The following is a 21304-nucleotide window of genomic DNA, read 5'->3' as shown; positions in this document are numbered from 1 at the left end:
CTCCTTAAAATTGCTTGCTTACTTTAATTCCCGCACTCCAGTTACGGCCATCAGCAGGTTCAAAGAAACGGCTGCTTCCTTCGTTGACAATTACTGAACCCGCATAGTTTTTATCGAACAGATTATCTACGCGCGCAAAGCCATTGATGCCCCAATCGGCACGTTTCCATGCATAACCCGTATAGATCGACGCCACAGTATAACTTGCAGCAGCATCAGTATTGGTGTCATTGACATAGACTTTATCCATAAACTGGGTATCAAGTCCTGCGTAGAAACCTTGCTCTGGCTGCCACGCTACGCCAATAAAGGCTTGATTCTTGGCAATTCCTGGAATTGCATTACCTTCCGGAATTTCTGCAACCTTCCCAACAGCAGGTACTTTCGAATCAAAAGTTGCATCGAGATAGGCATAACTGGCATTCACGGCTAAATCTTTCCAAAGCTTCTTATTCCATGCAAATTCAACACCTTTACGCAGGGTTTTATCCGCATTACGGAATGTCGCGCGCCCGCCCATGCTTTCGGCTGCGACGATGTCATCTTTAGTTTCGATGTAGAAGGTCGCCAAGTTAAAATCACCCAGCGTATTGGAAGATTTTAAACCGAGTTCATAGTTATCACTTTTGGATGGTTTTAAATCGAGCGTACTGGCACCACCTTGTGCAGGATAAGCCATTTCAGTAAAGGTCGGTGTTTCAAACCCTTTGGCATAGCTCGCATAAGCCAGAACCTCAGGGATGATTTGCCAGCTTAATGCAACCGAAGGCAATACTTCTTCATATGTTGTCTTACCGCTATTATCCCCGTTCAAACCAACAATATAATGATCTTTCGATTTATAATGCACATTGCTATAACGTAGCCCTGTATCTAAACGCATGCTGGGTAAAAAAGACCACGATGCTTGTAGATAGGGATCAACATTCCACAAAGTATTACGTTCATCACGGCGCACAGCACCTTTCACCCCTTTATCACCTGCATCATTAAAGTTTTGGTAGCCTTGACGGTCTTCATTCATTGCATCAATCGCGACCCCTGCACTAAATTGGGTATTCGGTAATAAATCTTTTCCAGTCCAGCGGAAGTCAGCCCCATAATAATCACGTTTAAAATCAATTACGCCACCAGCTTGATAGGGCGTATTGGGATTCTTCTGTACCGTATCTGGAATAGACTGATATTGTGTTACCTGACGTTGCCCAATATAGGTCATCGCATACAGTTCATTTTGATCATTGATGGGTTTTGACCAAGTCAAACCTGTCTGGGTCTGATCAATTGTTTTGCGGGCATTGTAATCCAGCACATTTTTAGCGACCTGTTTCGGATTTTTCTCCCAATCTGCACGGGTTAAACCACCTGGATCATCTGCATCAATCTTGACATAGTTGGTGATCCAATTGATCTTACTACCATCATCGAGATCCCATGTCAGCTTGGCATTGCTTAAAACTTTATTGGCACCACTATGGTCACGAAAACCATCGGTATCAAAATAAGAAGAGCTGACGATATAACTCGGTTCGTTCTGGTTTTTGGCACCGCCTTGTAACACGAGTCCTGCACGATTTTTATTGTGGCTACCACCCGCATAGCTCATCTCAATCGAATCTTTGCCCTGTCCCTCACGCGTTGTGGCTAATATCGCGCCACCAGAAGAGTTTCCATAAAGAGAAGAAAATGGGCCGGTTAAGACTTCAAGATGGCTCAAGCTACCCAAATCTATATTTGAAGTTTGTCCCTGTCCATCTGGCATGGTTGCTGGAATGCCATCGGTATATAGACGGATTCCACGCACTCCAAATGTTGAACGTGCACCAAAACCACGCATCGAGAGCTGCAAATCTTGTGCATAATTTTCTCGGTTACGTAACTGAACACTCGGAATACCCTTAACCACTTCAGTTAAATTAACCTGAGCGGACTGATCATTTTTAGGCATATCGACCCTAAAAATGGAGGCAGGTGTTTGCATATAGGTGGTATCGGTACGAGTTGCCTCAACTTTAATGGTAGGAAGCTGTACCGTTGCTGCTGCCTCAGATTCAATTGCCCATGTAAAAGAGCTACCCGCCCCCATACACATGGCTACGCAACCATACAGAAGGTTAATTTTCAATGTAGGCATGAAGATTCCTTATTTCTCTAAAAATAAAAAAGCGGAGTTTAAAAGTAAGATTATGATTATTTTATATTTATCTTACATATTTAATGCTTGCTACAAACAGTCAAGATTAAGATTGGCCTAGATTAGCAAATAAAATTAAATACCTGCATAATTGTAAGTCAAACATTTGCCCTCATTGTATTGTTGTTGAAACAACTTGAGTACACCATGCCCGAACTTCCTGAAGTTGAAACTACCAAAACCAGTTTACTCCCGCTACTAGAGCAACGCGTTCAAGCAGTTCAAGTCTTTAATCCAAGCTTACGCTGGCCCATCCCCAATGATCTGGACAAATTGGTGGGGCAACGTTTAACGGCGCTTAAGCGTCGTTCCAAATATATTCTGGCCGAATTTGAACAAGATCAAATGCTTTGGCATTTAGGTATGTCAGGTAGTTTCCGTCTGTGCCAACCAAATGATGAATTGAGAAAGCACGATCACCTCATCATTGACTTTGAAGATCAACAACTGCGTTATCATGATCCACGTCGTTTTGGTTGTATTCTCTGGCTCGATCCAGACAATCAAAGCAAACTGATTGATACACTGGGTCCAGAACCGCTTAGTGAAGATTTTAATGCCACTTATTTGCGTGAAAAGCTCAGTAAAAAAAATGTCGGCATTAAAATTGCTTTAATGGATAACCATGTGGTGGTCGGCGTTGGCAATATTTATGCAACTGAAAGCCTGTTCAACATTGGTGTACATCCAGCACAACCTGCTTCAACCTTGAGCAAAGTACAAGTGGAAAAGCTGGTGATTGAGGTTAAACGCATCTTAAAACAAGCCATTGATTTAGGTGGGTCAACTTTACGTGATTACAGTAATGCCATGGGTGAAAATGGTTATTTCCAACAAACCTTATTGGCCTATGGGCGTGCTGGTGAAATGTGCGTCAATTGCGAGACCACGTTGGAAAACTTGAAGTTAGGTCAGCGTGCCAGTGTATTCTGCCCGCAATGCCAACCTTTAAAGCGAAATAAAACCTAAACAATTTAAGATGTATTGAAGGAGAACAACTTTATGCAAACTGCAATTGTTCGACATATCCTTGTAAAAGATAAAGATTTGGCTGAACAGCTGAAAAAGCGCATTCAGTCAGGTGCTGATTTTGGCAAAATTGCCAAGCAATATTCCACCTGCAACTCTGCCAAACGTGGTGGCGAGCTCGGTGAAGTGAGAAAGGGACAGCTGGTGCCTGTCATTGATAAGCTGGTGTTTACGGCAGCAGAACGGGTTTTACATGGTCCTGTAAAAAGCCAGTTTGGTTTTCATTTGTTGGAAGTTAAATTCCGTATGGGAAATTTAAGGTAAGCAAATCGAGCTTAAACAGGCCGTTAAGCTCACCTCTTTTCCGATTACTCTTGTTCTTTCATGACATAAGTCCATGCAGTGATTGTTTCGCCTGTCTCTAGCTGGACTTGAGTTTGTACCCGTTGGTACTGCATGCCTTCAAAATCATCCAGCATTTGCCAGTTCTGTTCTAGTTTTTCAGTACTAAACAAATAGCCTTCAACCAAAGGGTCATTCGAGTTTAAAACGATTGCAGGCAAACCTTGATCTGGCCCCCAGTCCAGTATATGAACCGTGCCGTGAACTGCAGCAGACTGCCAGTCCCCACCGATTTCACCTAAAATATGCGCATTTTCCCGATTTGGGCATAAGGTGCCATATACAAATAAACGATTCACTATTCTTTCCCCTTTCTTAATCTACAAGGCCTGTTGCAATGAAGTCCCAAGAAATTCATATTTTTTACAGACAATAAAAAACGGCATCAAGGATACCGTTTTTTTTAGCTGAGTGATCAGCCTTGTTTTTTCAATTCATCACGAATTTCACGCAACAATTGAACATCTTCTGGTGTCGCTTCCGGCTCAGGCGCAGCTTCTTCTTGCTTACGAATACGGTTCATCACTTTCACCAACAAGAATACGACCCAAGCCAATAGCAGGAAGTTAATCAAGATGGTCAAGAAATTACCATAGGCAAATACGTTCAAGCCGGCATCTTGTGCCGCTTTGAGTGTAGTAATGTTGGTTGGGTTATCGCCCAAGATCAGGAACCAGTTGGTGTAGTCCACTTCACCACCCAGGATCCATGAAATCACTGGCATTACGATATCTTTTACCAATGAGTCAATGATTTTACCGAAAGCACCACCAATGATGACACCAATCGCCAAGTCCATCATATTGCCTTTGATGGCAAACTCTTTAAATTCTTTAATAATACTCATCTATTACTCTCCAGAGTCGAACGTGATCACGCCCTGTTTTTGCATTGTTTATTACACAGGCGCAGTTATCCAAATAATGTTGGTAATTTAATATTTTTATCAAAAAAAGAAAGCTATTTCACACTTTAACAACACTTTTTATTTTCATAAAAATATGTCCTTAAGCATGTCCTTCCCCTTGAATTTATGCAATAAAAAACCGCTAAATAAATTTAGCGGTTTTGTCATTTTTCAGTGAAGAAAAATTATTTATCGCGGTTACGCTTACGTTCGTTTTCAGTTAAGTAACGCTTACGGATACGAATCGATTTTGGTGTTACTTCAACTAACTCATCATCTTCAATGAATTCAAGTGCTTGTTCAAGCGTGTATTCAATTGCAGGCGTTAAAGTTAAGGCATCATCAGTACCTGACGCACGAACGTTGGTTAACTGTTTTGCTTTAGTTGGGTTTACAACCATATCGTCTGAACGAGAGTTAATACCCACGATCATCCCTTCATATACTTCTAACTGTGGCTTAGCGAATAAACGACCACGGTCTTGAAGTGTAAAGAGTGCATAGCCCAAGCAAGTACCTTGAACCATTGAAATCAATACACCATTTTGACGCTTGGCAACGCTACCCTGTTTTACAGGACCGTAGTGAGAGAAGCTTGAAGTCATGATCCCTGTACCAGAGGTCATGGTCAAGAATTCAGAACGGAAACCGATCAAACCACGTGAAGGAACAGTCGCTTCAATACGGATACGGCCTTTGCCATCAACTTCCATATTGGTCATCTCACCTTTACGGTGACCCATTTGTTCCATTACAGAACCTTGGTGCTGTTCTTCAACGTCAAACGTTACGTTCTCATACGGCTCTTGTCTTTCACCATCAATTTCTTTGATGATCACTTGTGGACGTGATACGCCCATTTCGAAGCCTTCGCGACGCATGTTTTCAATCAATACTGAAAGATGAAGTTCACCACGACCAGAAACCTTGAAACGGTCTGGACTGTCGGTATCTTCAACACGTAATGCCACGTTGTGAATCAATTCACGGTCAAGACGCTCACGGATGTTACGTGAAGTAACGAACTTACCTTCTTTACCAGCGAATGGTGAGTTGTTCACCTGGAATGTCATCGAAACTGTAGGTTCATCTACAGACAATGCAGGTAAAGCTTCTACGTTTTTCGGATCACAAATCGTGTCAGAAATATTAAGTGCATCAATACCTGTAATACATACGATATCACCTGCTGATGCAGATTCTACATCAACACGCTCCAAACCGTGGTAACCCATGATTTTCAAGATACGACCGTTACGTGTCTTACCATCTTTATCAATCACAGTCACAGGTGTGTTTAATTTCACTGAACCACGTTGAATACGGCCAACACCGATAACACCAACGAAACTGTTATAGTCAAGTGATGAAATCTGCATCTGGAAAGGACCATCAACATCAACTGCTGGCGGTTCAACAATGTCTACAATCGTTTGGAACAACGGTGTCATGTCATCCGCTAATTCTTCTGGTGAAGGACCTGCAACACCACGAAGACCAGAAGCATACACAACAGGGAAGTCTAACTGTTCGTCAGTACCGCCTAAGTTATCAAACAAATCAAAAACTTGATCGATTACCCAGTCTGGACGCGCACTTGGCTTGTCAACTTTGTTGATAATTACGATTGGTTTCAAACCACGCGCGAACGCTTTTTGCGTTACGAAACGAGTTTGCGGCATTGGACCTTCTTGTGAGTCTACAAGAAGCAATACACAGTCAACCATCGACATTACACGTTCCACTTCACCACCGAAGTCGGCGTGTCCCGGGGTGTCCACAATGTTGATGCGGTATTCGGTGTTTGTACGTGCATCTAACCATTTGATTGCAGTGTTTTTTGCAAGAATGGTAATACCACGTTCAGACTCAAGCGCGTTAGAATCCATAACACGTTCAATCTCGCCTGCGCGATCACCAAGAGCACCTGATTGTTGTAAAAGTTTGTCGACTAGAGTCGTCTTACCATGATCGACGTGCGCAATAATGGCAATGTTACGGAGAGTTTTAATATCTGACATGTAAAATTCGATACGCTTTAAATTTGAGGGCAAATTATACAGAAAAATACTACAGTTTAGTAGTGACAGTTTATTGACAGTGCACTTTTTTTCTGACGAAGTGTCATAGAATCGTTGGTAAAGCGAGTTAACTCTATTAGAATATTCCACTAATGCCTCTCGCTTTTTATACTCCCATGTCGAATTCACAACCTCAGCAGCAGCTAGATCTGGTCTACGGACTTAACGATCGACCGAAACCTTTTGTTGCATTTTTAGCCGCCCTACAGCATCTTTTGGCGATTTTGGTCCCGATTGTCACCCCCGGATTACTGATTTGTCTGGCACTTGGCGTCTCTCGTGAAGACACCAATATGATCCTGTCCATGTCTTTAATCATTTCAGGCATTGCCACCTTTTTACAATGTAAAAAGGTGGGCCCATTTGGTGCAGGACTTTTGATTGTTCAGGGTACCAGCTTTAACTTTATCGGTCCGATCATCGGTATTGGTAGCGCGATGGTTGCAGCAGGCACCCCAGTTGAACAAGTGATGGCAGCAATTTTTGGTGTGGTCATTGCAGGTTCGTTTATTGAAATGGGCGTCTCCCGAATTCTGCCGTGGGTGAAAAAGCTGATCACGCCATTAGTGACAGGCATCGTCGTGCTTCTGATTGGTTTAACCTTGATTAAAGAAGGACTGATCAGCATGGGTGGTGGTTATACGGCCATGCAGGACAATACTTTTGCCAATGCCGATAACCTGATCATGTCATGTACCGTGCTGGCCATTATCATCCTGCTGAATCGTATTCGGATTATCTGGGTCAAAAGTTCAGCCATTCTGATTGCTTTAGTGATTGGTTACATTCTAGCCGGCTTCATGGGACATTTAAACTTTTCCGTACTGCAGGATGCACCGCTGATCCAGATTCCAACACCAATGCATTTTGGATTAAGTTTCTCTTGGAGCTTATTTATTCCAATGGCTTTCATTTACCTTGTCACCTCACTTGAAGCGATTGGTGATGTCACTGCAACCAGTAAAATTTCTAACCAGCCTGTTGATGGTCCGGTCTGGATGCAACGCATTAAAGGTGGCGTACTGGTCAATGGTGCAAACTCCTTCTTGGCAGGGATCTTCAACACTTTCCCAAGTTCCGTGTTTGCACAAAACAATGGTGTAATTCAATTGACAGGTGTGGCAAGTCGTTATGTCGGGATCTGGATTGCAGTATTACTGATTATCTTAGGCCTGTTCCCTGCTGTTGCTGCAGTGATTCAAGCAGTACCACAAGCGGTACTGGGTGGCGCTGTGATGGTCATGTTTGGCGCTGTTGCTGCTTCCGGCATCAACATTCTTTCAAGTATTCACCTTGATCGTCGTGCCCTGCTGATTATTGCCATTTCACTTGCACTCGGCCTCGGTGTTGCTCAAGTACCTCAAATCCTTGAACACCTGCCCGAGCTATTTAAAAATATTTTTAGCTCAGGTGTGGCAACAGGCGGTATCGCAGCCTTGATTTTAAATATTGTTTTACCCGAAACACATAAGTAATTCACAAACAACGTCAAGTGCCCAGTTTCACGACTGAGCTTTGTTTTTGATGAGAGATCAAAATGGATCCACGTAGTGAAGTTGTCATCAGACAGCAAGATTATTTAAACGGGCACGTCTTACTGATTAATGCACCGAATGATCAACTCGCAAAAAACTTCCCAGACCAAGTTCAGGCATCGGTGTGGAGCTGGAATTATGCTGATCATCAGGCTTTTCAAAATGCCGGCATTCACTCACATTTTTCGGTTGAGTTTCCGCAAGCCAGCTTTGATCAGGTGGTTATTTTTGTGCCTAAATCAAAAGAGTTACTGAATTATATTCTGCATGTTGTAGTCAGCCACCTAAAACTTGAGCAGAATGTCTTTCTGGTCGGTGAAAAAAAAGGCGGCGTAGAGCGGGCAGCAAAACAATTACAGCCCTATGGTAAAACACTAAAGCTGGATAGTGCACGTCACTGCCAGTTCTGGCAAATGAAGATCGAAAAAACTGAGCAGTTGAAACCACTGGAACATTGGTTAAAAAGCTATACAGTTCAAATAGATCAGGATCAATTAAAGGTCTGTGCCCTACCGGGTGTCTTTAGTCAGGATCATTTAGATGTCGGAACAGCCGTCTTAGTCCCTTACCTTAGTCAAGTAAAATCAGGTAAGATTGCCGACTTTGGTTGTGGTGCTGGAATTATTAGCGCTTATTTAGCCAAGCTAAATCCGAACCAGCAAATTTTTGCACTTGATGTTGATGCATTTGCGTTACGTTCAACTGAGCTGACTTTCCAGAAAAACAATCTGGATCTCAATCAGTTAACTCTACAACCGGTAACCGGGTTTAGAGATGCGCCCAAAGATCTGGACGCCATCGTAAGCAATCCACCTTTTCATCAGGGGATTCATACCAATTACGATGCAAGTGAAGAACTTTGCCAGCATGCGAGCGTACATCTGAAAAAATCAGGTGAATTATGGATCGTGGCAAACCGTTTTCTGAACTATCCCCCTCTCATTGAACAAAGTTTTGGTCAATGTATGGTGAAAGCTGATCAACAAGGATTCAAGGTGTTATATGCCTGTGCAAAATAAACATTTTAAGGAATTTTTATGAGCGATACATCTGCTCCTCAACACCTACAGCGTAAGCTCGGGGCACGTCACCTGAACATGATTGCCATTGGTGGATCGATCGGCACAGGCTTATTCCTCGCTTCAGGTTCAACCATTGCCAATGCAGGTCCTGGTGGTGCGTTATTGGCTTATGCCCTGATCGGTATCATGATTTATTTCTTGATGACCAGTTTAGGCGAATTAGCCACGCACAATCCAACCTCTGGTGCATTCTTTACCTATGGCAGCCGTTATGTCGAAGATGGCTTTGGTTTTGCCTTGGGTTGGAACTATTGGTACAACTGGGCGATTACCGTCGCTTTCGAGCTGGTTGCAGTTCAGTTCATTATGAAGTTCTGGTTCCCCGATATTCCTGGGTTCTACTGGAGTGCGATCTTCCTTGCGATTATTTTTGGAATTAACGCCCTAACGGTCAAAGGGTTTGGTGAAAGTGAGTTTTTATTCTCTTTGATCAAAGTCGTTGCCATTATCGTGTTTATTGTCATCGGTATCTGGATGATTGCCAAAATCATGCTGACGCCAAATGTATCGGTATTTCAACACTGGACATATAAGGAAGCTCCTTTTGTTGGTGGATTTCAGGCCTTGATTGGTGTAGCCATGATTGCCGGATTCTCCTTCCAAGGCACTGAAATGGTCGGGGTTGCCGCAGGCGAATCCAAAGATCCGAAAAAAACCATTCCATTGGCAATCAAACAAATCTTCTGGCGCATTCTACTGTTCTATATCCTGTGTATTTTCATCATCGGCACATTAGTTAGCTATGATGATCCACTCCTGTTAAAAGCAGCACAAAGTGAAGATATTGCCCTTTCACCATTCACGTTATTGTATGAAAAAGCAGGTTTTGCCTTTGCTGCCAGCTTGATGAATGCAGTGATTCTCAGCGCAATCCTGTCTGCGGGTAACTCAGGCATGTACTCTTCTACCCGTATGCTATTTGATATGGCCAAAGAAGGCCGTGCCCCGAAGTGGTTCTCAAGACTGGATGGTCGTGGCGTGCCTATGAATGCACTTTATGCGACGACTGCGGTTGCAGCATTGTGCTTCTTAACCACCTTTATTGGCGAGAAACAGGTATTTAACTGGCTACTCAACATGTCCGGGATGTGTGGCTTCATTGTCTGGTTAGGGATTGCAATTTCACACTACCGTTTCCGTAAAGGTTATATTGCTCAAGGTTATAAGGTTGAAGATCTGGCTTATCGTGCCAAATTCTTCCCATTCGCGCCTTGGTTTGCATTTATTCTTTGTTCAATCATTATCTTAGGTCAAAACTATCAAGCATTGCTTGGTGGTAAAATTGACTGGTTAGGCCTAGTGTCAACCTATATCAGTATTCCATTATTCTTGGCAATTTGGCTGGGCTATAAGTGGAAACACAAAACCAAACTGATTGCTTATAAAGATATGAATGTGAAAGAAGGCGAATAAAAAACCGCTTTTTACTTGACCCGAATGAAAATATGAGTACAATTCCGCTCATATTTTCAACGGCACCACACAATAGGAGGACGACAGCATGCCATTACAATCAGGAACCACACGATAAGATTTGGCACTGTCGACTCACGGACAAGTGTACAAATCGATTGATCACTTGTCCGAATGCTCTATTTAACCTGGCATTCGCTGGGTTTTTTTATGCCTGTTCGGACGAAAAATATAAGAAGAGAGAATCTTATGGGCATACAAAAAATACTTAATGCTGATGCTACCTATGGCGTTCCAGTGAAAATTTTCACCAACGATATTGATAGCGAAAGCATTGAACAATTGAAAAAAATGGCACAATTGCAATTTGTTTATTCACATATTGCCGTGATGCCTGACGTACATGTCGGTAAAGGCGCGACTGTTGGCAGCGTGATTCCCACGAAAAATGCCATCATTCCTGCCGCTGTCGGCGTTGATATTGGTTGTGGCATGAATGCCATCAGACTTAATCTTAAAGCTTCACAGCTTCCGGACAATCTTGCACCGTTACGCCATGCCATTGAACGTAAAGTTCCTGTTGGTTTTGAGTTGCATAAACAGGTCAAGGCAAAAGCTTCGAGCATTATTCCACTCGAAAAACGCTTGCAACCCATCATTAAAAAGCATCCAGGCCTAGTGCGTATGCTCAGGAAGTTTGATGCAACCTGGCAAAAGCAGCTCGGTACTTTAGGTGGAGGCAATCACTTTATTGAACTCTGTCTGGATGAAAATCAGGAAGTCTGGGTGATGCTACATTCAGGCAGTCGTGGCTTAGGCAATGTGATTGGCACCTATTTCATCGAACTCGCCAAGAAAGAGGCTCAACACCGCTTTGGACATGTACCCGACAAAGATTTGAGCTATTTTGCGGAAGGTTCAAATAGCTTTAATGATTATGTTGAGGCAGTTGAGTGGGCCCAGGAATATGCTTTTGAAAATCGACGTGAAATGATGCGTCTGATTTTAGAAGCGATCCGCCCCATGCTACCTCCATTTCAAATGACCAAAGAGGCCATTAACTGCCATCATAACTATGTCAGCCGAGAAAACCATTTTGGTGAAGATTTGCTGATTACCCGTAAAGGCGCCATTCGGGCTGGCCTAGATGAATTAGGCATTATTCCGGGTTCGATGGGGGCTCGCTCTTACATTGTTAAAGGCAAGGCCAACCCTGAATCTTTCTGCTCATGTTCCCATGGCGCAGGACGAAAAATGAGCCGGAATAAAGCCAAACTCCTATTTAGCCAGGATGATCTGATTCAGCAAACACAAGGCATCGAATGCCGAAAAGATAGCGGTGTTATTGATGAAATACCCAGTGCATATAAAGACATTGATCAGGTGATGGCAAACCAGTCAGATTTGATCGAGATTGTGCACACACTTAAGCAAATCCTATGTATTAAAGGTTAATACTATGAAACTGAAACCTATGCCTCAAATTAAAGTGCGGAATCCTGTCGCACTCTCCCCTTTATTACATAAAGGTGGCGTACATGAAACTGAAAAACCGCGAGCACAGCATCGTCGTGACAGACAAGCGGCTAAACAGCAACTCAAAAAGCAAATGTGGTAATAAACCTTTAAATAAAGTCAGTATTTCCAATAGCAACACAGGAGCATTCAACATGTTTAAATTTTTTCAATCTCAAAATTCACCCAACAAAAAAGCGACTCTGACGAGTCGCTTTTTTTTAGTTCATACACTCAAATTATTGAGCTTGCTGACCTGGTTGTACTTGAACAGTACGGCTGCCAGAAATGGTCGCAAATACACGACGGTTCATCGTACGACCTTCTTTAGTCTTGTTATCTGCAATCGGTTGATCCCAAGCGAAGCCTTGAGTCGACAAACGGGATGCGTCAACATTGTATTCATTTACCAAGGAAGCCTTAACAGAGTTAGCACGCGCTAAAGATAAACGTTCGTTTAACTTACGAGGACCAGTGTTATCTGTATGACCTTCAATACGCGCTGTTGCATTCGGATATTCAGCCATTTTTGCAGCAACCTGAGCAATCTCAGTTTTGTATTGTGGCTTAATCGTCGACTTGTTGGTATCGAAGAATACACGGAGTTCCATGTTCAGGTCTTCAGTCAACTCTTGTGGTGGCGGAGTGACTGGCGTTGGCTCAACCGGAGCAACTTCTACCACTGGTGCAGCAGGTTTCAAGTGACCGCCAAGAACAACGTTTAAGCCAGCAAGCGCTGTGTAGTTCCAGAATTTTTCATCAAAGTGGTAAGTACCACGTGCTTCTGTACGAAGAGATAATGCATCGTTCAAGCGCCAGAATACACCACCACCTGCATTTGCCAATGTACCTTCTTGCTTGCCACCATAGATGTCGTCACCTTCGTATTTGTAGTGACCAGCACCTGCTAATACATATGGCTTGATTTTGCTGTCATAGTTCTTCGTGATCAGGTCAGAAGTCACATAAGCATTACCAGCAATGTTACGACCTTTATAGTCATTATTGGTGCTGGTATCGCCTTTAATCTGGCTATATTCAACTTCAGCACCCAACCAAGGTGTAATTTCCACACCAAGAGCAGCACCAACGAATAAATCATCATCTAGCTCTGCGCCCGGGGTTAATTGACCTTTATCGCCACGGTTGTTATGTTCGGTATCGAACATGGTATAACCAAGCAGTAAAGGAGTGACAGTTACGCCTGCATTTGCAGCAGCCATAGGAGCAGCAACAAGCACAGCAAGTGCGATACGACTCAATTTCATCAATATTCTCCAAAAACAAAAAATTGTTTGTTCTTTAAACTCTAATAGCTTTTGAATACAAAGAAATAGTCATGTTGTACCTTTTCAGCCATGCTCTTTATATGCAATTAAGTAAATACTGGATAGCTCTCCAGCATCTCCTATCATTTTATTTAGCGCCACTGAAAACGACTTATTTCTCTCCCAAAAATTCTAATTTAGCAGCCTTTAACAAAGCAGTGAGAGCTTATCACTTTTTAATCAAAATATTAACCAGTTAACAAAATCTTTTCAATAAAACTAAACAATCCTCACGAGACCGACATTATTTCCTCAAGATTATTCTGTTTTTAACGATGATGTCTTTTCTTTTACATCAACCCTACAGAAAAACGTCTAAGCATAAAAAAAAGCGACTCTGACGAGTCGCTTTTTTTTAGTTCATACACTCAAATTATTGAGCTTGCTGACCTGGTTGTACAAGAACAGTACGGCTACCAGTGATCGCAGCGAATACGCGACGGTTCATAGCACGACCTTCTTTAGTCTTGTTGTCAGCAACCGGTTGGTCCCAAGCGAAACCTTGAGTTGACAAACGAGATGCATCAACGTTGTATTCATTTACCAATGAAGATTTAACAGAGTTAGCACGCGCTAAAGATAAACGTTCGTTTAACTTACGTGGACCAGTGTTATCTGTGTGACCTTCAATACGAGCAGTCGCATTCGGGTATTCAGCTAACTTCTCTGCAACTTTAGCAATCTCAGTTTTGTATTGCGGCTTGATGTCAGACTTGTTGGTATCGAAGAATACGCGAAGTTCCATGTTCAGGTCTTCAGTCAACTCTTGTGGTTGTGGCGCAACTGGCGTTGGCTCAACCGGAGCAACTTCTACCACTGGTGCAGCAGGTTTCAAGTGACCGCCAAGAACAACGTTTAAGCCAGCAAGCGCTGTGTAGTTCCAGAATTTTTCATCAAAGTGGTAAGTACCACGTGCTTCTGTACGAAGAGATAATGCATCGTTCAAGCGCCAGAATACACCACCACCTGCATTTGCCAATGTACCTTCTTGCTTGCCACCATAGATGTCGTCACCTTCGTATTTGTAGTGACCAGCACCTGCTAATACATATGGCTTGATTTTGCTGTCATAGTTTTTCGTGATCAGGTCAGAAGTCACATAAGCATTACCAGCAATGTTACGACCTTTATAGTCATTATTGGTGCTGGTATCGCCTTTAATCTGGCTATATTCAACTTCAGCACCTAACCAAGGTGTAATTTCCACACCAAGAGCAGCACCAACGAACAAATCGTCATCTAGCTCTGCGCCCGGGGTTAATTGACCTTTATCGCCACGGTTGTTATGTTCGGTATCGAACATGGTATAACCAAGCATTAAAGGAGTGACAGTTACGCCTGCATTTGCAGCAGCCATAGGAGCAGCAACAAGCAGAGCAAGTGCGATACGACTCAATTTCATGGATATCCTCCAAAAACAAAAAATTGTTTGTTCTCTAAACTCTAATAACTTTTGAATGCTGAGAAATAGTCTTGTTGTATCTTTTTCAGTCATTCACCTTACGTTAAATCATACAAATACCCGATCAATTTTCCAAGTATTTAGTAACATTTGCTCAGGTATTACTGAAAAGACTTATCTCTCTTCAAAAATTTAGAAAATTCTAAATTTAACAATATCTAACAAAGCTGTGAGAGCTTATCACTTTTTAATCAAAATTTTAACAAGCTATCAAAATCTTTTCAATAAAGCTAAATAATTCCAACACGCTATTCGCAATTAAGCCCCGTTTAATCGACGCCTACTTTTTAAATATTATGCCCCACTTTCCTTATGGATGCTATATAACAGAATAACTCATAAAAAAAGCGACTCTGACGAGTCGCTTTTTTTTAGTTCATACACTCAAATTATTGAGCTTGTTGACCTGGTTGTACAAGAACAGTACGGCTACCAGAAATCGCAGCGAATACGCGACGGTTCATAGCACGACCTTCTTTAGTTTTGTTGTCAGCAATCGGTTGATCCCAAGCGAAACCTTGAGTTGACAAGCGAGAAGCATCAACGTTGTATTCATTTACAAGTGAAGATTTAACAGAGTTAGCACGCGCTAAAGATAAACGTTCGTTTAACTTACGTGGACCAGTGTTATCTGTGTGACCTTCAATACGAGCAGTCGCATTCGGGTATTCAGCTAACTTCTCTGCAACTTTAGCAATTTCAGACTTGTATTGTGGCTTGATGTCAGACTTGTTCGTATCGAAGAATACGCGAAGTTCCATGTTAAGGTCTTCAGTCAACTCTTGTGGTTGTGGAGCAACTGGAGTTGGCTCAACCGGAGCAACTTCTACCACTGCAGCAGCAGGTTTCAAGTGACCACCAAGAACTACGTTTAAGCCAGCAAGCGCTGTATAGTTCCAGAAATCTTCATCGATGTTATAAGTACCACGAGCTTCAGTACGAAGAGATAAAGCATCGTTTAAGCGCCAGAAAGCACCGAAACCAGCATTACCTAAAGTACCTTCTTCTTTCAGACCACGACCAGCACGACCGAATTCAGCAGCAGTAGCATCATCAAATTTGTATTTGTAGTGACCAGCACCTAACAATACATATGGCTTGATTTTGCTGTCGTAGTTTTTAGTGATCAAATCAGAAGTAACATAGAAGTTACCGTTGATTTGTTGTTGCTTGTATTCAGCATTAGCAACAGTACCGTCAACATCACCTTTAACTTGGTTATATTCAGCTTCAAAACCTAACCAAGGTGTTAACTCAATACCTAATGCCGCACCAACAAATAAATCATCCTGAATTTCAGGACCATTTGTTAAATGCTTATCACCATTATTGTGTTTAGTGTCTTGGAATGTGTAACCAAGCATTAATGGAGTTACTGTTACGCCAGCATTAGCAGCAGCTAAAGGAGCAGCAACAAGCATAGCAAGTGCAATACGACTCAATTTCATGGATATCCTCCAGAGATAACAATTGTTTGTTGTGTAAGCTCAGCCTATGATTTTTCGTACTGAGAACATTAATGTTCTACAACATTATTTTTAAGCCATTCACTTCACTTTGAATCATACAAACACTTGATGAATTTTCCAAGTGCTTGATAACTTTAACCTCGTAAATTATTGACAAAATTGCTTACAATTTCCGTTGTAGTTCCGTAAATTTTCAATTTTCATACAGCTTTTAATAGATTATTGTCTATGAATCTATGCTTAAGTATTATTTAACTCATTTGTTAGTTTTTTTGATGAGCACAAATCAAGTTTACGCTTAACATATTGTTAATAAAAAAGTTAATAAAAATAGACAGGAAAAACATGTTTAGACCACATGGATTTACATTGAGTGAACTGCTTATCATTCTTAGTGTACTCGCGATTCTTACCTGTATAGCCCTACCATATTTTCGCGACGTAATGGTTTCAATTGAGGCCACTCACTTAAAAAGAAACCTCACAATTCATATACAAAAAGCAAAGGTGGATGCACAGCTTTACCATAAAAATGTGATGCTGTGCCCAAGTAATGACTTAAATGATTGTGGTACAGACTGGAATAAAGGCTTTATCGGTTTTATCGATAGCAACCGCAATAGAAAACGGGATCCGACTGAGACCCTGCTATTTACCGTATCCCTGAATCTTAAATATGGTCATCTGCATTACAGCGCTTTTGGCGCTACTCCCAATGCAATCATTTTTCAGGGAGAAAATGGACTCCCTTTTGCTGCAAATGGCAGTTTTACTTACTGTTCAACTTCGCCAGACTATCATAGCAAAATTCGATTAAGCCGTATGGGCAACATTCGCTTTGAGAAAATATCCAGCTGTTAAAAACTCCTCAGTCTAGCTTAAAAAAAGTAAAAGGCTTTATTCCGGTTGTTTTTTTAATATACTGCTTAGGTTTGGAATATTTTTTATAAATTATAAGTGTGGAGACACATAATGACTGACATCGTAATTGTTAATGGCGCTCGTACTGCAATGGGTGGCTTCCAAGGTGCATTATCAGGTGTTACAGCACCAGAGTTAGGTGCAGTAACCATTAAAGAAGCTATTGCTCGCTCTGGCCTGCAACCAACTGATGTAGAAGAAGTCATCATGGGCTGCGTATTACCAGCCGGCCTTAAACAAGGCCCAGCTCGTCAGGCAATGCGTAAAGCAGGTTTACCAGATTCTACCGGTGCGGTCACCATCAACAAGCTTTGTGGTTCTGGCATGAAAGCAGTAATGCAGGCAGCAGACATGATCAAGGCTGGTAGTGCAGAGATTGTGGTTGCGGGTGGTATGGAATCAATGACCAATGCGCCTTATGTGTTACCTAAAGCACGCGGCGGCTATCGCATGGGCCATGGTGAAATCAAGGATCATATGTTCCTTGATGGTCTTGAAGATGCAGAAACAGGTCGTTTAATGGGTTCATTTGCTCAGGATATGGCAAACAAACGTAGTTATACACGTGAGCAAATGGATGACTTTGCGATTCGTTCACTACAACGTGCACAGAAAGCGATTACTGAAGGATACTTCAAAGACGAGATCACGCCTGTAACGGTTTCAACCCGTAAAGGTGATGTGGTTGTCGATCAGGATGAACAACCTTTAAGCGCAAAAATCGACAAAATCCCGTCACTTAAACCTGCTTTTGCAAAAGATGGAACCATTACTGCAGCGAATGCAAGCTCGATTTCTGATGGTGCTTCTGCACTGGTTCTAACCTCAAGTGATGTTGCGGCGCAACGTGGTTTACAACCTTTGGCAAAAATTATTGCAACAGCGTCAAACTCACAGCACCCTTCTGAATTTACCATTGCTCCTGTCGGTGCAATCGAAAAAGTATTGAAAAAAGCCGGCTGGGATGCACAAGAAGTTGACCTTTGGGAAATCAATGAAGCATTTGCGATGGTGACCATGTGCCCGATTGATGATTTCAAGCTGGATGCAGAGAAAGTAAATATCAATGGTGGTGCTTGTGCATTAGGACATCCTGTTGGTTCTACAGGTTCTCGTATTATCCTCACCTTGATTCATGCACTTAAACGCACGGGCGGTAAAAAAGGTGTTGCAGCACTCTGTATCGGTGGCGGTGAAGCAACCGCAGTTGCGATTGAATTGATCTAAGGATCGATCTGATGAACCGAAAAATCCTGCCCAGCGCAGGATTTTTTGTTTTGGGAATTACAAAAAATAATGCACCAATTGTTAAATTCCCGCTAAGTTATGCTTTGTATAAAAAAACAACAGGACGTCCCCATGCAACTGAATCATTATTTAAATTTCAAAGGACAAACCGAACAGGCTTTTAATTTTTATAAATCGGTATTTGGCGGTGAGTTTGCCATGCTTAGTCGCTATGGTGATATGCCACCCACAGAAGGCATCTCACTTTCCGAAGCTGATAAAAACCTGATTCTGCATGTTTCCTTACCGATCAATGAATTTACGGTATTGATGGCTTCAGATGTTAACGACCAATTCTGTGCCCCACACAGTGTCTTTACCCAGGGCAACAATCATTATATTTCAATTAACCTCGATCCAGATGAACTCGACGATGCGCAGAGGCTTTTTGACGCCTTGTCCGTCAATGGCCAGATTGAAATGCCGTTGGAAAAAACCTTCTGGGGTGCACTCTACGGTGCTTTTACCGATCAGTTCGGGATCAAATGGATGATCAATTGTCAGCTGGATGAATAAGCTTGAGAAAATAAAAAAGCTGAACAAGAGTTCAGCTTTTTTATTACAACCGGTTTAGGCCCCGGTCTGATAACTTGCTTGCGGCACGGCAGTTGAAGCCTGATAGGGATTGGTGAAGTCCTGAAGGCCCGCAGCGGCTTCATGAATGTCCTTACCTTCTTTCACCACAAAAGTATCAAAGCCAGAACGTTTTAAATAATTCAAAACATCCTTGAAAATATCACCGACCGCACGCAACTCACCTTGGTAACCCTGACGACGCAATAAGGCCGCAAATGAATAACCACGGCCATCATTGAAACCGGCAAACTCAATAAAGATTGCATCGAGTTCATTTAATGGAAATTGATGGGTTTCAGGTGAATCATTTACGGTAATGTACAACGCTTTTTTGCCCTGCACCTGTGCCAGTTGATCAAGTTGTGCCGTTGTTAATACGACGTCACCTTGTGGCAGCACACCGTCTTCTGCAATGACCTGATAAGTATTGTCTGCAATCGTGCCATCTTTAGAAAGCACTTGTAGCGATGTATTAAGCATAAGCACGCTCCTTGAATGGTTGAATGCCCACACGGCGATACGTATCAATAAAACGCTCACCTTCATTACGCAAATCAAGGTAAGTATTCAGGATTTCTTCAATCACATCAGGTACAGCATCAGCAGCAAAAGATGGGCCTAAGATATCGCCTAAAGATGCATCATGATCTGCATGACCACCTAAAGTGATTTGATAGAACTCAGCACCTTTTTTATCAACCCCGAGAATACCAATATTGCCGACATGGTGATGACCACACGCGTTCATACAGCCTGAGATATTCAGGTCAAGCTCGCCAAGATTGTAAATCGTATCTAAATCTTCAAAACGACGGCTAATCGCTTCTGAAATTGGAATTGATTTCGCATTGGCCAATGAACAGAAATCCCCACCTGGGCAGCAGATGATATCGGTAATAAAGCCGATATGCGCACGCGCCATGTTGTGATGTTCAAGCGTTTGCCACAATTCAAATAAATCTTTCTGTGGTACGTCCACCAATGAAATGTTTTGTTCGTGCGTGGTACGGAACTCACCAAAGGTGTACTTATCCGCCAAGTCTGCGATTAAGTTCATTTCTTCAGAAGTGACATCACCAGGCGCAACCCCTGCACGTTTTAAAGAAATCGTAACAATACGATAGCCTTTCACTTTATGTGCGTTGGTATTGACGTTGAACCATTGTTTGAATTTCGGATGCTCGGCAAACAGCGCTGTGAAGTCTTGATCTTCCAGATCCTGATAATCAAATGGAGTAAATTCTTCATCCATTTTTTTCAAGATTTCAGGTTGAATCTTTAATGCTTCACGGGTATGTTCAAATTCAGCTTCAACTTTTTGCGCAAATACTTCTGGTGTTAATGCTTTTACCAGAATCTTGATACGTGCTTTGTATTTGTTATCACGACGACCATGCAAGTTATAAACACGTAAGGTCGCTTCAAGATAAGCAATCAGATCTTCGCGTGGCAAGAATTCACGGATGACACTACCAATGATCGGAGTACGGCCCAAACCACCACCCGCCATGATCTTATAGCCCATTTCACCCGCATCATTACGCACCAGATAAACGCCGATATCATGGAATGCTGTTGCAGCACGGTCTTTCTCTTGCAAGGCAGACACTGCAATCTTGAACTTACGCGGTAAGAACGCAAATTCAGGATGGAAGGTACTCCATTGACGAATCAATTCACAAGTTGGACGTGGATCAGCAATCTCGCCTGCTACGACACCCGCAAACTGATCTGTAGTGGTATTACGGATACAGTTACCTGAAGTTTGTACCGCATGCATTTGCACTGTTGCCAGTTCAGCAAGAATATCAGGCACATTTTCTAATGCAGGCCAGTTCAACTGAATATTCTGACGGGTGGAAACGTGTGCATAACCACGGTCATATTCCGTCGCAATTTCAGCAATTTTTCTGAGTTGTTTGGTATTCATCAAGCCATACGGCACAGCGATACGGAGCATTGGCGCATAACGTTGCACGTACAAACCATTTTGCAAACGTAGTGGACGATATTCGTCTTCTGTTAATTTTCCTGCTAAATAGCGTTCTGTCTGATCACGAAACTGAGCAACACGTTGGTTAATCAGTTGTTGATCGAAATCCGTATATAAATACATGGCGTATGGCTAGTCATTCATTATAAAGGCGACTAGCATAGCGAGCT

General features: G+C 42.3%; 19 protein-coding genes. 10 read left to right on the top strand and 9 right to left on the bottom strand.

Going from position 1 to position 21304, the window contains the following annotated elements; translation table 11 throughout:
• Positions 1-4: 4 nt before the first annotated feature.
• Positions 5-2134: a TonB-dependent receptor domain-containing protein gene (locus tag ACNQO6_RS05035; RefSeq protein WP_440208275.1), complete on the bottom strand. Its 2130-nt coding sequence runs from the start codon at positions 2132-2134 to the stop codon at positions 5-7.
• Between the two features lie 207 nt (positions 2135-2341).
• On the opposite strand from ACNQO6_RS05035, the gene mutM reads away from it, so the two are divergent.
• Together mutM and ACNQO6_RS05025 are read left to right on the top strand one after the other, a co-directional pair.
• The gene (gene mutM, locus ACNQO6_RS05030; RefSeq protein WP_440208274.1) at positions 2342-3163 is read left to right on the top strand and encodes a bifunctional DNA-formamidopyrimidine glycosylase/DNA-(apurinic or apyrimidinic site) lyase; all 822 of its coding nucleotides are present in this window, start codon (positions 2342-2344) and stop codon (positions 3161-3163) included.
• A gap of 33 nt (positions 3164-3196) precedes the next feature.
• Positions 3197-3487 (top strand): peptidylprolyl isomerase, encoded by a 291-nt coding sequence (locus ACNQO6_RS05025; protein ID WP_343578764.1) that lies wholly within the window; start codon positions 3197-3199, stop codon positions 3485-3487.
• Between the two features lie 44 nt (positions 3488-3531).
• On the opposite strand, the gene ACNQO6_RS05020 is transcribed toward ACNQO6_RS05025, so the two are convergent.
• From ACNQO6_RS05020 to typA, 3 genes are all read right to left on the bottom strand, one after another.
• Positions 3532-3864, bottom strand: coding sequence for a gamma-glutamylcyclotransferase family protein (locus tag ACNQO6_RS05020; RefSeq protein WP_343578774.1), 333 nt, complete (start codon positions 3862-3864; stop codon positions 3532-3534).
• A 116-nt stretch (positions 3865-3980) separates the two neighbouring features.
• Positions 3981-4412, bottom strand: a complete 432-nt coding sequence (mscL, locus tag ACNQO6_RS05015; protein ID WP_004775383.1) for a large conductance mechanosensitive channel protein MscL — start codon at positions 4410-4412, stop codon at positions 3981-3983.
• 245 nt (positions 4413-4657) lie between these two features.
• Positions 4658-6493, bottom strand: coding sequence for a translational GTPase TypA (typA, locus tag ACNQO6_RS05010; protein WP_343578765.1), 1836 nt, complete (start codon positions 6491-6493; stop codon positions 4658-4660).
• Positions 6494-6669: 176 nt separating this feature from the next.
• On the opposite strand from typA, the gene ACNQO6_RS05005 reads away from it, so the two are divergent.
• The 5 genes from ACNQO6_RS05005 to ACNQO6_RS04985 all read left to right on the top strand — a co-directional run bounded on the left by ACNQO6_RS05005 (position 6670) and on the right by ACNQO6_RS04985 (position 12201).
• On the top strand, positions 6670-8028 hold the full coding sequence (locus ACNQO6_RS05005) for a uracil-xanthine permease family protein (RefSeq protein ID WP_440208273.1): 1359 nt from the start codon (positions 6670-6672) through the stop codon (positions 8026-8028).
• Positions 8029-8090: 62 nt separating this feature from the next.
• A complete protein-coding gene (locus ACNQO6_RS05000; protein ID WP_440208272.1) occupies positions 8091-9107 on the top strand; it encodes a methyltransferase in 1017 nt (338 codons plus the stop codon).
• 18 nt (positions 9108-9125) lie between these two features.
• Complete coding sequence (locus ACNQO6_RS04995; RefSeq protein WP_440208271.1) at positions 9126-10583, top strand: amino acid permease; 1458 nt, start codon at positions 9126-9128, stop codon at positions 10581-10583.
• A gap of 249 nt (positions 10584-10832) precedes the next feature.
• A complete protein-coding gene (locus ACNQO6_RS04990) occupies positions 10833-12038 on the top strand; it encodes an RtcB family protein (protein ID WP_440208270.1) in 1206 nt (401 codons plus the stop codon).
• 4 nt (positions 12039-12042) lie between these two features.
• The gene (locus ACNQO6_RS04985; RefSeq protein ID WP_440208269.1) at positions 12043-12201 is read left to right on the top strand and encodes a hypothetical protein; all 159 of its coding nucleotides are present in this window, start codon (positions 12043-12045) and stop codon (positions 12199-12201) included.
• Between the two features lie 136 nt (positions 12202-12337).
• Here the strand turns inward: ACNQO6_RS04985 and omp38 (ACNQO6_RS04980) are convergent, their stop codons facing one another.
• From omp38 (ACNQO6_RS04980) to omp38 (ACNQO6_RS04970), 3 genes are all read right to left on the bottom strand, one after another.
• Positions 12338-13366, bottom strand: a complete 1029-nt coding sequence (gene omp38, locus ACNQO6_RS04980; protein ID WP_440208268.1) for an outer membrane protein Omp38 — start codon at positions 13364-13366, stop codon at positions 12338-12340.
• Between the two features lie 433 nt (positions 13367-13799).
• Positions 13800-14828, bottom strand: coding sequence for an outer membrane protein Omp38 (omp38, locus tag ACNQO6_RS04975; RefSeq protein ID WP_126687657.1), 1029 nt, complete (start codon positions 14826-14828; stop codon positions 13800-13802).
• A gap of 449 nt (positions 14829-15277) precedes the next feature.
• Positions 15278-16336 (bottom strand): outer membrane protein Omp38, encoded by a 1059-nt coding sequence (omp38, locus tag ACNQO6_RS04970; RefSeq protein WP_343581542.1) that lies wholly within the window; start codon positions 16334-16336, stop codon positions 15278-15280.
• A 366-nt stretch (positions 16337-16702) separates the two neighbouring features.
• Between omp38 (ACNQO6_RS04970) and ACNQO6_RS04965 the strand changes: the two genes are divergently transcribed.
• From ACNQO6_RS04965 to ACNQO6_RS04955, 3 genes are all read left to right on the top strand, one after another.
• Complete coding sequence (locus ACNQO6_RS04965; protein ID WP_343581541.1) at positions 16703-17218, top strand: GspH/FimT family pseudopilin; 516 nt, start codon at positions 16703-16705, stop codon at positions 17216-17218.
• A 111-nt stretch (positions 17219-17329) separates the two neighbouring features.
• On the top strand, positions 17330-18505 hold the full coding sequence (locus tag ACNQO6_RS04960) for a thiolase family protein (protein ID WP_440208267.1): 1176 nt from the start codon (positions 17330-17332) through the stop codon (positions 18503-18505).
• Between the two features lie 132 nt (positions 18506-18637).
• Positions 18638-19081, top strand: a complete 444-nt coding sequence (locus ACNQO6_RS04955) for a VOC family protein (protein WP_343581539.1) — start codon at positions 18638-18640, stop codon at positions 19079-19081.
• 54 nt (positions 19082-19135) lie between these two features.
• On the opposite strand, the gene ACNQO6_RS04950 is transcribed toward ACNQO6_RS04955, so the two are convergent.
• Positions 19136-19621, bottom strand: a complete 486-nt coding sequence (locus ACNQO6_RS04950) for a DUF934 domain-containing protein (protein WP_343581537.1) — start codon at positions 19619-19621, stop codon at positions 19136-19138.
• Positions 19614-21257, bottom strand: coding sequence for a nitrite/sulfite reductase (locus tag ACNQO6_RS04945; RefSeq protein WP_005226932.1), 1644 nt, complete (start codon positions 21255-21257; stop codon positions 19614-19616). The genes ACNQO6_RS04950 and ACNQO6_RS04945 overlap by 8 nt, the downstream gene beginning before the upstream one ends.
• Positions 21258-21304: the final 47 nt, after the last annotated feature.

Origin of the sequence: Acinetobacter calcoaceticus (assembly GCF_051947995.1) — a bacterium.
GTDB lineage: Bacteria > Pseudomonadota > Gammaproteobacteria > Pseudomonadales > Moraxellaceae > Acinetobacter.
Note: the sequence above shows the minus strand (reverse complement) of the source record. Positions and strands in the feature narration are given on the sequence as shown.

Excerpts from the sequence above, each read along its gene's own strand:
- ACNQO6_RS04990 (WP_440208270.1), top strand. The coding sequence starts at position 10,833 with ATGGGCATACAAAAAATACTTAATGCTGATGCTACCTATGGCGTTCCA.
- ACNQO6_RS04945 (WP_005226932.1), bottom strand. The coding sequence starts at position 21,257 with ATGTATTTATATACGGATTTCGATCAACAACTGATTAACCAACGTGTT.
- omp38 (WP_440208268.1), bottom strand. The coding sequence starts at position 13,366 with ATGAAATTGAGTCGTATCGCACTTGCTGTGCTTGTTGCTGCTCCTATG.
- ACNQO6_RS04995 (WP_440208271.1), top strand. The coding sequence starts at position 9,126 with ATGAGCGATACATCTGCTCCTCAACACCTACAGCGTAAGCTCGGGGCA.
- mscL (WP_004775383.1), bottom strand. The coding sequence starts at position 4,412 with ATGAGTATTATTAAAGAATTTAAAGAGTTTGCCATCAAAGGCAATATG.
- omp38 (WP_343581542.1), bottom strand. The coding sequence starts at position 16,336 with ATGAAATTGAGTCGTATTGCACTTGCTATGCTTGTTGCTGCTCCTTTA.
- ACNQO6_RS05025 (WP_343578764.1), top strand. The coding sequence starts at position 3,197 with ATGCAAACTGCAATTGTTCGACATATCCTTGTAAAAGATAAAGATTTG.
- mutM (WP_440208274.1), top strand. The coding sequence starts at position 2,342 with ATGCCCGAACTTCCTGAAGTTGAAACTACCAAAACCAGTTTACTCCCG.
- ACNQO6_RS04950 (WP_343581537.1), bottom strand. The coding sequence starts at position 19,621 with ATGCTTAATACATCGCTACAAGTGCTTTCTAAAGATGGCACGATTGCA.
- ACNQO6_RS04985 (WP_440208269.1), top strand. The coding sequence starts at position 12,043 with ATGAAACTGAAACCTATGCCTCAAATTAAAGTGCGGAATCCTGTCGCA.
- ACNQO6_RS04965 (WP_343581541.1), top strand. The coding sequence starts at position 16,703 with ATGTTTAGACCACATGGATTTACATTGAGTGAACTGCTTATCATTCTT.
- ACNQO6_RS04960 (WP_440208267.1), top strand. The coding sequence starts at position 17,330 with ATGACTGACATCGTAATTGTTAATGGCGCTCGTACTGCAATGGGTGGC.
- omp38 (WP_126687657.1), bottom strand. The coding sequence starts at position 14,828 with ATGAAATTGAGTCGTATCGCACTTGCTCTGCTTGTTGCTGCTCCTATG.
- typA (WP_343578765.1), bottom strand. The coding sequence starts at position 6,493 with ATGTCAGATATTAAAACTCTCCGTAACATTGCCATTATTGCGCACGTC.
- ACNQO6_RS05000 (WP_440208272.1), top strand. The coding sequence starts at position 8,091 with ATGGATCCACGTAGTGAAGTTGTCATCAGACAGCAAGATTATTTAAAC.
- ACNQO6_RS04955 (WP_343581539.1), top strand. The coding sequence starts at position 18,638 with ATGCAACTGAATCATTATTTAAATTTCAAAGGACAAACCGAACAGGCT.
- ACNQO6_RS05035 (WP_440208275.1), bottom strand. The coding sequence starts at position 2,134 with ATGCCTACATTGAAAATTAACCTTCTGTATGGTTGCGTAGCCATGTGT.
- ACNQO6_RS05005 (WP_440208273.1), top strand. The coding sequence starts at position 6,670 with ATGTCGAATTCACAACCTCAGCAGCAGCTAGATCTGGTCTACGGACTT.